The organism is Pseudomonas yangonensis (assembly GCF_009932725.1).
Classification (GTDB): Bacteria; Pseudomonadota; Gammaproteobacteria; order Pseudomonadales; family Pseudomonadaceae; genus Aquipseudomonas; species Aquipseudomonas yangonensis.
Window position 1 is genome coordinate 148096 of sequence record NZ_BLJU01000022.1, and the last position, 13846, is coordinate 161941.

The window sequence follows — 13846 nt, forward strand, 5'->3', positions numbered from 1 at the left end:
CAGCACAGGGGCGCAGCAACCTGCAAACAGGTTGAATGAAACGGCGAAGCAGTGCCCTTTACCAGAGGTAAATGGGCCCTGCTCCGCCGTTTTCAATGCTCAGCGACAACCAGGGTCGCTGCCGACGTCTGCGGTCAGTTGAACAGACCGAAGAAGAACAGGCGGATGCTGTCCCACAGACGGCGCAGCAGGCCACCTTCTTCTACAGACTGCAGGGCCACCAGATCGGTGCTGCGCACCACCTCGTCACCCAGTTTGACTTCGACCTTGCCGATCACGTCGCCCTGCTGGATCGGCGCGACTAGCTGCGGGTTGAGCGTCATGCTGGCCTGCAGCTTTTCCAGCTGGCCCTTGGGCAGGGTCATGGTCAGGTCCTCGGCCAGACCGGCCTTGACCTGGTTCGCGGCGCCCTTCCAGACAGTGGCCTGAGCCAGCTCGGTCCCTTTCTGATAGAAGGTGCGGCTTTCGAAGAAGCGGAAGCCGTAGGTCAGCAGTTTCTGGGTTTCCGCAGCACGGGCCTGCTCGCTGTCGGTACCGAATACCGAGGTGATCATGCGCGCTCCATCACGCACCGCCGAGGCCACCAGGCAGTAGCCGGCCTCGGAGGTGTGCCCGGTCTTCAGACCGTCGACGGTACGGTCACGCCACAGCAGCAGGTTGCGGTTGGGCTGCTTGATGTTGTTCCAGAGAAATTCCTTCTGCGAATAGATCGCGTAGTGCTCGGCGTCTTCATTGATGATCGCGCGGGCCAGGATCGCCATGTCATGGGCGCTGGAGTAGTGCTCGGGATGCGGCAGGCCAGTGGCGTTCATGAAGTGGCTGTTCTTCATGCCCAGGCGCTCGGCAGTGGCGTTCATCATGTCGGCGAAGGCGTCTTCGCTGCCGGCGATGTATTCGGCGATGGCAATGCTCGCATCGTTGCCGGACTGGATGATGATGCCGTGCAGCAGGTCGTCGACCGTGGCCTGGCTGTTCACCGGCAGGAACATGGTGGAACCACCGGAAGCGGCACCGCCGGTACGCCAGGCGTGCTCGCTGATGGTTACCAGATCCTGTTCGCCAATCTTGCCATTGCGGATTTCCAACGTGGCGATGTAGGCAGTCATCAGCTTGGTCAGGCTCGCTGGTGGCAGGCGCTCGTCAGCGTTGTTCTCGACCAGGACATTGCCGCTGGCAGCGTCCATCAGAACGTAGGATTTGGCGGCCAGTTGCGGCGCCGCAGGCACCACCTGCTGGTTGGCCATGGCGAGTGGCGCGGCCAGAAGGGTAAGAACCAGTGAAGCACGTTGCACGAAGCTGGTGATGTTCATCCGTCTCTCGAAAATCGTTGCATGGGTTGTACGGCCCCGAGGGGCCATCTTTCGACTCGCCACCAGGCAAGCCTCGGATTAGTCCGGCAAAAGCCGGTTAAGTTGCCATCAGTCGGCGCGGACCAGCGTGGGCTGGCCAAGGTTGGCCAGGCGCACGCTGCTCTGCAGCTGCTCAGCCTCGCCCTGATTGCTGATCGGCCCCATTCGGACCCGATGCAGAATCTGCTGGTCGCGTACCACTGAGCTGATGAACACCGGCACACTGCTGGTCTGGGTCAGCTTGGACTTGAGCAGCTCCGCAGCGTCCGGATTGGCGAAGGCTCCCACCTGGAGATACAGGCCAGAGGCTCCGAGTGAATCGTTTTTTTTTGCGTCGATCTGCACCGGCACCACCGCAGCGGCGTGCTGGGCAGGTGGCGGCGCGTACTGCTCGACGACCTGCGGTGCAGGCTGTGCGACGGGTTTGGCAACGGCGGCCTTGGCCGGCTGATTGTTGGCCAGTACCAGCGGCACCGGGCGGCCCTGCTGCGCCCACCACTCGTGGGGATCGATGCCCTCGACCTTGACCCGCGCCGTGCCCTTCTCGGCATAGCCCAGCTTCTTCGCCGCAGCGAAGGACAGGTCGATGATGCGGTCGGAGTAGAACGGCCCACGGTCGTTGACCCGCAGGATCACCACCTTGCCGTTCTCCAGGTTGGTCACGCGCACGTAGCTGGGTAGCGGCAGGGTCTTGTGCGCCGCAGTCATGCCGTACAGGTCGTAGGTCTCGCCGTTGGCCGTGGCCTGGCCGTGGAACTTGGTGCCGTACCAGGAAGCGGGGCCGACCGCCTGATAGCGACGGGCATCCTGGATCGGGTAGTACTGCTTGCCGAATACCACGTAGGGGCTGGCCTTGACCGGCCCGTAGTGCGGCATGGGAATGGCGTCCTGGATCTTCGAGACATCGACATCCCACCAGGGCGCGCCATCGCGATGCGGACGGTTGAAATCATCCGGGCCGGAGATACCGGCCGACTGACCGGGCGTCACCGCAGGTTGCGGTGCCCGGTTGGAAGAGCAGCTCGCCAGCAACAGCGCTGCCGTTACGCAGGCTGCCAGCGGCAGCAGTTTGGACGCACTCATCGATTACCCCGTGCTTCGACCAGTAGCTCGGCCAGTTGGTTGACCGCCATGGCATACATCACGCTGCGATTGTAGCGGGTGATGGTGTAGAAGTTGGGCAAACCGAACCAGTATTCGTCGCCTTCGGCACCTTCCAGACGAAACGCCGTCACCGGTACGTCTTCGGCCAGCTTGTCCCGGCTCTTCCAGCCCAGTTCGCGCAGTTCGGCGACATTCTTCACCGGGTCCAGGCCCTGAGTCAGGCCTTCGTCGATGCGTGCTCCGCTGACCTCGACGCGACTGGCCACCTGCCCGCCGGCCTGCCAGCCGTGGCGTTTGAAATAGCTGGCAACGCTGCCGATGGCATCGGTCGGGTTGCTCCAAATGTTGATGTGGCCGTCGCCATCGAAGTCCACGGCGTAGGCGCGGAAGCTGCTCGGCATGAACTGCGGCAGGCCCATGGCACCAGCATAGGAGCCCTTGAGCGAAAGCGGATCGACCTGCTCCTCGCGGGTCAGCATTAGAAACTCGCGCAGCTCCTTACGGAAGAACGGCGCGCGCGGCGGATAATCGAAGGCCAGGGTCGACAATGCGTCCATCACCCGCCAGCTACCGGTATTGCCGCCGTAGAAGGTTTCTACACCGATGATGGCGACGATGAATTGCGGTGGTACGCCATACTCGGCCTCGGCCTTCTGCAACGCAGCCTGGTTCTTGTTCCAGAACTCCACGCCCTGGGCGATGCGCTTGTCGGTTATGAAGATCGGCCGGTATTCCTTCCAGGGTTTGACCTTCTCTGCCGGACGCGAAATGGCATCGAGAATCGCCTGCTTGCGCTCGACATCAGCGAAAAGCGCGTACAACTGCTCGCTGGCGAAACCGTAGTCACGGGTCATTTCCTCGACGAACTCGGTCACCTGCGGCGAGTTCTGATAGTCGGCCGCCAACGCCTGGGCGCCGCTTCCGAGCATGCCGGCGATGCCGACTCCGATGAACGTACGAGCGGCCCAACTGCGCAGAGAATGCATTGACTCAAAACCCCCAAATCAAACCTGAGCGATCCACTTTCTGTGGGTGTGGATCGCCATCAATATCCCGAAGCCTGACAACAGCGTGACCAGGTGGGTTCCGCCATAGCTAATGAACGGAAGCGGCACCCCAACCACCGGCAGCAGCCCGCTGACCATGCCGATGTTGACGAATACGTAGACGAAGAAGGTCATGGTCAGCGCCCCGGCCAGCAGCTTGCCGAACAGCGTCTGCGCCTGGGCGGTGATCACCAGGCCGCGCGCCAGCAGCAGCAGATAGAGCAGCAACAACAGACAGACGCCAACCAGGCCGAACTCCTCCGCGAGCACGGCAATGATAAAGTCCGTATGGCTTTCCGGCAAAAAATCCAGGTGCGACTGAGTGCCCAGCAACCAACCCTTGCCGAGCACGCCGCCGGAACCGATCGCAGCCTTTGACTGGATGATGTTCCAACCCGCCCCCAACGGATCGCTTTCCGGGTTGAGAAAGGTCAGCACGCGGCGCTTCTGGTAGTCGTGCATGAGGAAGAACCACATGCCCACCGCAACCGGCACTACGGCGGCTACCGCACCGAAAATCCAGCGCCATTGCAGACCGGCCATGAAGACCACAAAAGCCCCCGAGGCGAGGATCAGCAACGAAGTACCCAGATCCGGCTGCTTGGCGATCAGCACCACCGGCACGCCGATCATCGCCAGGCTGACGACCAGATGCTTGAAACGCGGCGGCAGGTTGTGTCGCGCCATGTACCAGGCGATGGTCATCGGCATGATGATCTTCATCAGCTCCGAGGGCTGGAAGCGGATCACCCCAGGTATGTTGATCCAGCGCGTCGCGCCCATCGCGGTGTGGCCCATCACCTCAACCACTACCAGCAGCACCACGCCTATCACGTAGGCCAGCGGCACCCAGCGCGCCATGAAGCGCGGGTCGAACTGGGCGATCACCACCACCGCGAGCATGCCGATGCCGAAAGAGGAGGCCTGCCTGAGCAACAGGTCGATGTTCTTGCCGCTGGCCGAATAGAGGATGAACAGGCTGCCGGTGCCCAGGATAAGCAGCAGCAACAGCAGCCAGCCATCGATATGCAGGCGCTGCAGCAGGCTGGCGCGCCGGCGCAGTACGTCCTCGTCGGACAGGGTACGGTCGAAATTGCTTATCATCGCTGGCTGACCTCGGCAGGCTTGGGCATCGCGAACTCGGCCTTGAGCTGACCGGTTTCCTTGTCCAGCAGCCAGGCGTCCATCACCTGCTTGACCACTGGCGCGGCGACGCCAGAGCCGGACTCGCCGTTCTCGACCATCACCGCGATGGCAATCTGCGGGTTGTTCGCCGGGGCAAAACCGACGAACAGGGCGTGGTCGCGGTGGCGTTCCTGCACCTTGTTGCGGTCGTATTTCTCGCCCTGCTTGATCGCCACCACCTGCGCCGTACCGCTCTTGCCGGCGATGCGGTAGACCGCGCTGTCACCAACCTTGCGTGCGGTGCCGCGAGCGCCGTGCAATACCTCTTCCATGCCGTGAATGCCGTACTCCCAGAATTTCGGGTCGCGCAGCACGATGTCCGGCATCGGGTTGGGGTCTACAGGCAGACGACCGTCGACGCTCTTGGCCAGGTGCGGGCGGATCCACTTGCCGCGCGTGGCCATCAATGCGGTGGCCTGCGCCAGCTGCAGCGGCGTGGTCTGCATATAGCCCTGGCCGATGCCGAGAATCAGCGTCTCGCCCGGATACCAGGGCTGGCGATAGCGCGCCCGCTTCCAGTCGCGCGAAGGCATCAGACCGGCGGTTTCCTCGAACATGTCCAACGCCACGCGCTGACCGAGGCCGAAGCGGCTCATGTAGTCGTGCATGCGATCGACGCCCATCTTGTGCGCCAGATCGTAGAAGTAGGTGTCGTTGGAACGGGCGATGGCCAGGTTCAGATCCACCCAGCCGTCACCGGTACGGTTCCAGTTGCGGTACTTGTGGCTGTGGTTGGGCAGCTGATAGAAGCCAGGGTCGAACACCCGCGAGGTGGGCGTGACCACGCCGGCATCCAGGCCGGCCACGGCAACCATCGGCTTGATGGTCGAGCCAGGCGGGTAAAGACCGCGCAGTACCCGGTTGTACAACGGCTGATCGATGGAGTCGCGCAACTCGCCATAGGCCTTGAAGCTGATACCGGTGACGAAGGGGTTGGGGTCGAAGCTGGGCTGGCTGACCATCGCCAACACTTCGCCGTTGTTCGGATCGATGGCCACCACCGCGCCACGGCGACCGCCCAGGGCGTTCTCCGCGGCCTCCTGGAGGTGCACGTCGAGGCTCAGGACGATGTCCTTGCCCGGTTTCGGATCGATGCGATTGAGCACGCGCAGTACACGGCCACGGGCATTGGTCTCGACCTCTTCATAGCCGACTTCGCCGTGCAGCTCGTCTTCGTAGAAGCGCTCGATACCGGTCTTGCCGATATGGTGGGTGCCGGCGTAGTCGGTAGGATCGAGACGCTTGAGCTCCTGCTCGTTGATGCGCCCGACATAGCCGACCGAATGAGCGAAGTGCTCCTGCTGTGGGTAATGCCGTACCAGCTGCGCGGCCACCTCGACGCCGGGCAGGCGGAACTGGTTGACCGCGATGCGGGCGATCTGCTCCTCCGAGAGCTCGAACAGGATCGGTACCGGTTCGAACGGGCGCCGCCCCTGGCGCACGCGGCGTTCGAACAGCGCACGCTCGTCCTCGGTAAGCTCCAGCACCTCGACCACGGTATCGAGCACGCTGAGCCAGTCACCGGCACGCTCGCGGGTCACGGTCAGGCTGAAACTGGGGCGGTTGTCGGCGATGATCACGCCGTTGCGGTCGAAGATCAGCCCACGGGTCGGCGGGATCGGCTGCACGTGGATGCGGTTGTTCTCCGCCAGGGTGCTGTGATGCTCGTACTGGATCACCTGCAGGTAGTACATGCGCATGATCAGCACGCAGGTCAGCAGGATGATCGCCACGCCGCCGACGAGCACCCGGCGCTTGACCAGACGAGCGTCCTTTTCGTGATCCTTGAGGCGAATCGGCTGCGGCATGACTAGGTGATCACTTGTGGTACGGGTGACCGGACAAGACGGTCCAGGCTCGGTAGATCTGCTCGCCAAGCAGGATGCGCACCAGCGGATGCGGCAGGGTCAGCGGCGACAGCGACCAGCGCTGTTCGCTGCGCGCGCAGACCTCCGGCGCCAGCCCTTCCGGGCCGCCGACCATGAGGTTGACGTTACGCGCGTCGAGACGCCAGCGATCAAGCTCCGTCGCCAGTTGCTCGGTGCTCCATGGCTTGCCATGGACCTCCAGCGTGACGATACGTTCGCCGGGCTGCACCTTGCTCAGCATGGCCTCACCCTCCTGACGGATCAGGCGGGCGACATCGGCGTTCTTGCCGCGGGTATTGAGGGGAATTTCCACCAGCTCCAGCGGCAGCTCGGCCGGCAGGCGCTTGACGTACTCCTGCCAGCCCTCCTCGACCCAACGCGGCATGCGCGAACCGACAGCGATCAGTTTGATTCGCACGGCTAGCGCTTACTCGGCCGAGTGCTGGGCGCGGCTCTGCTCGGCGCCCTGCCACAGGCGCTCCAGATCATAGAACTGACGCGCGGTCGGCAGCATCACGTGGACGACGATGTCGCCCAGGTCGAGCAGGGCCCATTCGCCGCTGTCCAGACCTTCGCTACCGATGGGGCGTACGCCCTGCTCCTTGACCTTTTCCAGCACGTTTTCCACCAGCGACTTGACCTGACGGCTGGAGCTACCGCTGGCGATCACCATGAAATCGGTGATGCTGGTCTTGTCCTTGACGTCGATCACGGTGATGTCGGTCGCCTTGATCTCTTCCAGCGCCGCCACGGCGATCTTGACCAGCTCGTCGCTGGGCATGTTCTGCTTACTCATAAAAACTCATTTGCCTCGTGTAATGGACGCCAGCGCACCTGCACGGCGTTTCAAGCATTGGGCGCACGGTAAAGGTCGTGCGCCTGGATGTAGGCCAGTACCGCATCGGGCAGCAGATAACGCGCCGAGCGGCCGGTTGCCAGTAAATGGCGAATCTGCGTGGCGGAAATCGCCAACGGAGTCTGCCAGATGAAACTGATTTGCCCGCCTGCGCCCTCCAGGCTCAGCGGGTCGCTGACACTGCGCGCGGCCAGCAGATCGCGCAGCGCCTCCGGCGCTTCGCTGTCGGCGTCCGGCCGCTGCAGCACCAGCAGATGGCAGTGCTCGAGCAATTCCTGCCAGCGATGCCAGCTCGGCAAGCTGCAGAAGGCATCCCAGCCAAGCAGCAAAAACAGCTGATCGTCCGCCGCCAGCTCGGCACGCACCGACTCCAGGGTGTCCACCGTGTACGACGGCTTGTCGCGACGCAGCTCGCGGTCATCGACCGCCAGCCGCGGTTCGCCGGTGACCGCCAGTTCGACCATGGCCAGACGCTGTTCGGCCGTCGCCTGCGGCGTATCGCGGTGCGGCGGCCTGGCGCTGGGGATCAGCCGCAGCTCGTCCAGTGCCATGAACTCGGCCACTTCCAGCGCCGCACGCAAATGCCCGATATGCACCGGGTTGAAGGTACCGCCGAGCAGGCCGATGCGTCGGGCGCCGATCCGTTTCATTTATGTGCGAATGTGTCCGTCGCCGAAGACCACGTACTTCTCGCTGGTCAGGCCTTCCAGGCCGACCGGTCCGCGTGCGTGCAGCTTGTCGGTGGAAATACCGATCTCCGCACCCAGGCCGTACTCGAAACCATCGGCAAAGCGGGTCGAGGCATTGACCATCACCGAGGAAGAATCCACCTCGGTGAGGAAACGCCGCGCATCGCTGAAGTTCTCGGTGATGATCGAGTCGGTGTGCTGCGAGCCGTAATGATTGATGTGCTCAATGGCCGCATCCAGCGAGTCGACGATGCGAATGGCCAGGATCGGCGCGTTGTACTCGGCGAACCAGTCATCCTCGCTCGCTTCCAGCACGTCGTTACCAAGCAGTTCGCGGGTAGCGACATCGCCACGCAGCTCCACGCCCTTGTCACGGTAGATGGCAGCCAGCGGCGGCAGCACACGTGCGGCGATGGCCTGATGCACCAGCAGGGTCTCCATGGCATTGCACGGCGAGTAGCGCTGGGTCTTGGCGTTGTCGCAGACGCGGATGGCCTTGTCGAGATCGGCGGCAACGTCGACATAGACGTGGCAAACGCCGTCCAGGTGCTTGATCACCGGTACCTTGGCGTCGCGACTGATGCGCTCGATCAGGCCCTTGCCACCGCGCGGGACGATCACATCGACGTACTCGGGCATGGTGATCAGCTCACCGACTGCGGCGCGGTCGGTGGTCTCCACCACCTGCACGGCGGCTGCCGGCAGATCCGCTTCGGCCAGGCCCTGCTGGATGCAGCGGGCAATCGCCTGGTTGGAGTGAATAGCCTCGGAACCGCCACGCAGGATGGTGGCGTTGCCGGACTTCAGGCACAGGCTGGCGGCATCGATGGTCACGTTCGGACGCGACTCGTAGATGATGCCGATCACGCCCAGCGGCACACGCATCTTGCCGACCTGGATGCCGGACGGCAGGTAGCGCATGCCCTGAATCTCGCCGATCGGATCGGGCAGGGTCGCCACCTGGCGCAGCCCTTCGATCATGCTGTCGATCACCTTCGGCGTCAGCGCCAGGCGGTCGACCATGGCCGGTTCCAGACCGCTGGCGCGGGCAGCGGCCAGGTCCAGTTCGTTGGCGGCAGTCAGTTCGGCGCGAGCGGCGTCGAGGGCGTTGGCGGCGGCCTGCAGCGCGCGATTCTTCTGCGCGGTGCTGGCGCGGGCAAGCACCCTGGAAGCCTGGCGGGCGGCCTGGCCCAGGCGGGTCATGTAAGCGTGCACGGACTCGGTCATGGCGGCGGAGGTCTGGCAGTTGGAAAAAGGGGCTGATTATAGCGGGCTCGCAAGGCCGCGCCCAGCGGCGTCTGGCAAGCGGTAGACAGCGCGTCCGCTTAGCGCCCGCGGTAACGCCCGCAGCCGCGCCACGCAAGCGCCGCACCTGCAACGGTGACACTCGCAGGCAGGGGCCGCCCGAAGGTTGGGTAAACAAATCGCCGCACGATGTTTACCTTGCAATCGAGGTTTTGCCGACCCGGCGAGACGGCAGCGCATGCCGCCCCACCAGAAGAACACAACAGAGACTGGAGTGCCCCATGCGTTACCGCACCGACTACAGCGCCGCCTTGCTCGCCAGCCCGCCCGAAGTCATCGAGATCGCCGGCTGGCGCCTGCACTACCAGGCCTATTCCGCCCGCCAGCGCGATGGCCGCGCGCCGGTCCTGATGCTCGGCGGGGCCTTCCAGAGCTTTCGTTCATTTGCTGCAGAGGTCGACGAGCTGCTACGCGAGCATCCAGTGATCCTGCTCGACCTGCCCAGCCAGGGTAGCAATCTGCAGCTGGCCCCCGAGCTCGGTCTGGAACAGCTGGCCGACCTGATCGCCGCCTTCGCCGAACAACTGCAATTGCCGCCGCTAATGCCCATCGGCCTGTCCTACGGCTCGGCGCTGGCGGCGCTGTTCGCCGCACGCCATCCGCAGCGCTGCGCGCGCCTGCTGCTGGCCGGCATCACCGCCTTCGGCCGTCCCGGCGCGCGGCGGATGCTGGAGGAAAGCCTGGCGCTGCTCGCAGAAGGACGCATCGGCGAGTTCGCCCAGGGTGCGCTGAGCGGTCTGCTCAACCCACTGCGACTGCAGGCGACCGGCATTTCCCCGGTATTTCGCAAGGCGTTGCTACGGCAGATTCAACGCCTGTCACCAATCGAGGTGGAACGTTACCGGCAGAACAGCCAGCGTCTGCTGGCTTTCGGCGGCTTCAGCCAGCACCCGCAATGCCCGACCCTGATACTGGCCGGCGAGCACGATCACTTCACCCAACCCTGGGAGCACGCCCATTTCGCAGCAGCCTGCACCAGCGCCGACTGCGTGCTGATCCACCATGCCGATCACCTTGCCCAGTTCGAACAGCGCGAGGCCTGCGCAGCGCTGTATCGCCCCTTCCTTGGCGAGCGTCCGCTGCCTATGCGCAGCGCGGGCAGCACTCGCCTGCACAAAGAGCAGCTGCTGCGGCTGGAGAAACGCTGCGAACCGCGTCTGACGCCGCGCCAGCGCCAGGCGCTGCTGCACCATGTCGAAGGCCGGCGATGGACGGTGGAGTTGAGCGAGCTGGGCTTCTTCGGCGGGCTGCTGCGGGGCGACCTGCCACGAGACCTGCCGCTGCGTGGGTGGCAGCTGAGCCAGGCCGACCTGCCGAGCCAGCCTCTGCTGCCACTGCGGCACGACGACCAGGGGCTGGCCTTCGTCTTCCCGCATACCGATGCTGTGGCCAGCCTGGCGCTGGCCGATCACATCCATCAGCCGCCGCTGCCGGCCGCGGCCTGCGCCTAGATCGTAATAAGCCGGCACAGCCGCGGAGCGCAGCGCTTCCTAGGTCCGCGCCTGAATCACCCGCACCAGTCCGGGCAGGCGTGAAGGCGCGAGCCCCAGACGGGTGGCGTCGGCACTGGGATCGAGCACCTGCACCTGAGCGAAGCCGCAACGCCGGAAGCCCGCGTCGATCTCGTCATGATTACGGTAATGCAGCGGGTAACTGCCGCGGGTCAACCGGCCGATCAGATCGACGCTCCAACGCAGCTGACGGTAGCGCGGGTGCTCACGCAGATCCGGATAAAGCTCGGTCAGGTAGATAGCAGCGGGGAACTCGCCAAGCTCTTTGGCGAGCCGGCTCCAGAAGCCCTCGATCAGCGCCAACGGGAAATAGTTGACCAGCCCCTCGGTGATCACCACCACCGGCTGAGTGCGATCGAGATCCGCGAACAGCGCACTCAGGCGCTGATTACCGCGTTCGGCCAGGATATCCACAGCGCGCACCTGGTGCCGGCCGTCCAGCCAGCCTTCGCCGTGTAACAGCAGACGCTTGCGTGCGGCCATGGCGGGCAGGTCCGCCTCCAGATAACGAAGGTGTGGATAGCGCGAGCAGAAGCGCCGTCCACGGGGCGACAGGCCACAGGCAATTTCCACCACCTGGCGTACCCCCTGCTGCTCGATGGCCTCAGTCAGTTGCGCGTCGATCTGCAGATGGCGCTGCAGCAGAAAAGCCTCTATATCCAGGCCAAAACCGGCCCTGGCGCCCCAGGTGACGGGCCACAGCAGCTTGTGCACGAAGCGGCCGAAGGCGGTGGCGAACGCCGGTTCGGCCAAGCGGTGGCGATACCAGACGTAGCCGGTGTAATGCGCCGAAGGACTGATATGGGCGCTGCTGGCGCGGGAACGTTCAGGCATCTTTAAGGTTCTTGTTGTTATGCTCGCGGCCCCAGATTAGAACGCTGCGAGCGCCTTCGACAGATCATGCCCGCCGAACCCACCCTTAGTTTGCCCTGGCCCGGCGCCAGACCGTTGCCCGACACCTTCTTCGACCGCGATGCGCAGTTGCTCGCCCGCGAGCTGCTCGGCAAGGTGATTCGTCACCGCGTCGGCAAGCGCTGGCTGAGCGCACGGATCATCGAGACCGAGGCCTATTACCTGGTGGACAAGGGCAGCCACGCCTCGCTCGGCTACACCGAGAAACGCAAGGCGCTGTTCGCCGATGGCGGGCACATTTATATGTATTACGCACGCGGCGGCGATTCGCTGAACTTCAGCGCCTTTGGTCCCGGCAACGCGGTGCTGATCAAATCCGCGCATCCCTGGGTCGATGCCATCAGCGGCGCCGACTCGCTTGCTGCGATGCAGTGCAACAACCCGGACAGCCTTGGCCGTCCGCGTGCGCCCGAGCGCCTGTGCGCCGGGCAGACCCTGCTGTGCAAGGCGCTGGGCCTGAAGGTAACGGACTGGGATGCACGCCGCTTCGATCTGCAGCGATTGTTCGTCGAGGACGTCGGCGAAAGGCCGCATTCGATCATCCAGTGCGCGCGCCTGGGCATTCCCCTGGGGCGCGACGAACACCTGCCGTACCGTTTCGTCGACGCGCTATACGCCCGCCATTGCACGCGCAACCCTTTGCGCCGTGGACAGGTCGAAGGCCGTGATTATCGATTGTTGAGCGTTTCGGGAGCAGAACAATGAGCGTCTGGCTGGACAACCTGACCACCTGGCTGGGTGGCAACCCGCAGTGGCTGGGAATGGCGATCTTCCTCATCGCCCTGCTCGAATGCCTGGCGCTGGTAGGTATCGTGCTGCCCGGCGTGGTGCTGCTGTTCAGCGTCGCGCTGCTGGCCGGCAGCGGCGTACTGACGTTGTGGCATACGCTGCTGCTGGCCTACGCCGGTGCACTGTGTGGCGACATGATTTCCTACGCGCTGGGCAGGCGTTTCAAGCGCAACATCGGCCGCCTGCCGGTGCTGCGCCACCACCCGCAGTGGATCATGCGCGCCGAGCTGTATTTCCGCCATTACGGGGTGGCCAGCCTGCTGGTCGGGCGTTTCATCGGCCCGCTGCGGCCGATGCTGCCCTTGGTCGCCGGCATGCTGGACATGCCGCCGCTGCGCTTCATCCTGGTCAGCCTGGTGGCGGCGGCCGGCTGGGCCCTGGCCTACCTGTTGCCGGGCTGGGCCACCGGCGCTGCACTGCGTCTGCCGATGGCGGAAGGTTTCTGGACCGAGGCGGCGGTGCTGCTGGCCGGCATCGGCGTGATCCTGCTGCTGACCATCCAGGCCAGCCTGGCGGAAAAACAGCGGGCCAGCCTGCTGGGTGGCGGTCTCAGCCTGGCGCTGCTCCTGGCCATTGTCATCGGCTGGCCGCATCTCGATGCGCTGGATCAGGGCCTGATGACCCTGGTGCAGGAGCAGCGTGAGGTACACCTGGACCGATGGATCGGCACCCTGACCCGACTGGGCGACTTCCATATCCAGCTGGTCGCGGCCGCGCTGTTGTGCACCCTGCTGCTGCTGGCACGACGCTGGCGTCATCTGCTATTCGCCGGTTCGACCCTGCTGGTCACGGCCATCGGCAACAGCACCCTCAAGCATGGCTTCGCCCGGGCACGCCCCGACGTGCTGAGCGAACCGCTGACCACCTTCAGCTTTCCCAGCGGCCACAGCTCGGCAGCCTTTGCCTTCTTTCTGGTGCTGGGGGTGCTGGCCGGACGCGGACAATCGGCACGCCTGCGCCTGGCCTGGCTGGTGGTAGCCTGTCTGCCGGCCGCAGCGATTGCCCTGTCGCGGATTTACCTGGGCGTGCACTGGCCCAGCGACATCATCGCCGGCGCCCTGCTGGCCTCGGCCATTTGTGGCCTGAGCCTGACGCTGTGCCAGCGCCGCGAGGTACTGCCGGCACTGCCCGCGCGTCTGTGGTGGGTCATCCTGCCCGCCTGCATCGCGGTACTGGGCGGTATGGCGACCTGGCAGCTGTCCAATGCGCTGCTGCGCTACGCCTACTGACGC

At 64.5% G+C, this 13846-nt stretch carries 13 protein-coding genes; 3 read left to right on the plus strand and 10 right to left on the minus strand.

All coding sequences use genetic code 11. The features are described 5' to 3' along the window. Window positions 1-134: 134 nt before the first annotated feature. The 9 genes from GYB81_RS20560 to GYB81_RS20600 form a co-directional block, all read right to left on the minus strand. The gene (locus GYB81_RS20560) at window positions 135-1310 is read right to left on the minus strand and encodes a D-alanyl-D-alanine carboxypeptidase family protein (protein ID WP_161867460.1); all 1176 of its coding nucleotides are present in this window, start codon (window positions 1308-1310) and stop codon (window positions 135-137) included. A gap of 108 nt (window positions 1311-1418) precedes the next feature. Then, entirely contained in the window at window positions 1419-2432 is a 1014-nt protein-coding gene (locus GYB81_RS20565) for a septal ring lytic transglycosylase RlpA family protein (protein WP_161867459.1), read from the minus strand. Further along, the gene (gene mltB, locus GYB81_RS20570; protein ID WP_161867458.1) at window positions 2429-3439 is read right to left on the minus strand and encodes a lytic murein transglycosylase B; all 1011 of its coding nucleotides are present in this window, start codon (window positions 3437-3439) and stop codon (window positions 2429-2431) included. Before mltB ends, GYB81_RS20565 begins: the two co-directional genes overlap by 4 nt. 18 nt (window positions 3440-3457) lie before the next feature. Then, entirely contained in the window at window positions 3458-4561 is a 1104-nt protein-coding gene (rodA, locus tag GYB81_RS20575; RefSeq protein WP_178101898.1) for a rod shape-determining protein RodA, read from the minus strand. A 38-nt stretch (window positions 4562-4599) separates the two neighbouring features. Next, a complete protein-coding gene (mrdA, locus tag GYB81_RS20580) occupies window positions 4600-6492 on the minus strand; it encodes a penicillin-binding protein 2 (RefSeq protein WP_161867456.1) in 1893 nt (630 codons plus the stop codon). A gap of 10 nt (window positions 6493-6502) precedes the next feature. Next, entirely contained in the window at window positions 6503-6970 is a 468-nt protein-coding gene (rlmH, locus tag GYB81_RS20585; RefSeq protein WP_161867455.1) for a 23S rRNA (pseudouridine(1915)-N(3))-methyltransferase RlmH, read from the minus strand. 9 nt (window positions 6971-6979) lie between these two features. Continuing rightward, complete coding sequence (gene rsfS / locus GYB81_RS20590; protein ID WP_026042034.1) at window positions 6980-7333, minus strand: ribosome silencing factor; 354 nt, start codon at window positions 7331-7333, stop codon at window positions 6980-6982. 65 nt (window positions 7334-7398) lie between these two features. Continuing rightward, a complete protein-coding gene (gene nadD, locus GYB81_RS20595; protein ID WP_161867454.1) occupies window positions 7399-8058 on the minus strand; it encodes a nicotinate-nucleotide adenylyltransferase in 660 nt (219 codons plus the stop codon). After that, entirely contained in the window at window positions 8059-9324 is a 1266-nt protein-coding gene (locus GYB81_RS20600; RefSeq protein ID WP_161867453.1) for a glutamate-5-semialdehyde dehydrogenase, read from the minus strand. It lies immediately after the preceding gene. A gap of 299 nt (window positions 9325-9623) precedes the next feature. Here GYB81_RS20600 and GYB81_RS20605 point away from each other — a divergent pair, with 299 nt between their 5' ends. Further along, on the plus strand, window positions 9624-10853 hold the full coding sequence (locus tag GYB81_RS20605) for an alpha/beta fold hydrolase (RefSeq protein WP_161867452.1): 1230 nt from the start codon (window positions 9624-9626) through the stop codon (window positions 10851-10853). Between the two features lie 39 nt (window positions 10854-10892). On the opposite strand, the gene GYB81_RS20610 is transcribed toward GYB81_RS20605, so the two are convergent. Beyond that, complete coding sequence (locus tag GYB81_RS20610) at window positions 10893-11747, minus strand: class I SAM-dependent methyltransferase (RefSeq protein WP_161867451.1); 855 nt, start codon at window positions 11745-11747, stop codon at window positions 10893-10895. 66 nt (window positions 11748-11813) lie between these two features. On the opposite strand from GYB81_RS20610, the gene GYB81_RS20615 reads away from it, so the two are divergent. Both GYB81_RS20615 and GYB81_RS20620 read left to right on the plus strand, forming a co-directional pair. Then, window positions 11814-12530: a DNA-3-methyladenine glycosylase gene (locus GYB81_RS20615; RefSeq protein ID WP_161867450.1), complete on the plus strand. Its 717-nt coding sequence runs from the start codon at window positions 11814-11816 to the stop codon at window positions 12528-12530. Further along, entirely contained in the window at window positions 12527-13843 is a 1317-nt protein-coding gene (locus GYB81_RS20620; protein WP_161867449.1) for a bifunctional DedA family/phosphatase PAP2 family protein, read from the plus strand. Before GYB81_RS20615 ends, GYB81_RS20620 begins: the two co-directional genes overlap by 4 nt. The last annotated feature ends 3 nt before the right edge of the window (window positions 13844-13846 follow it).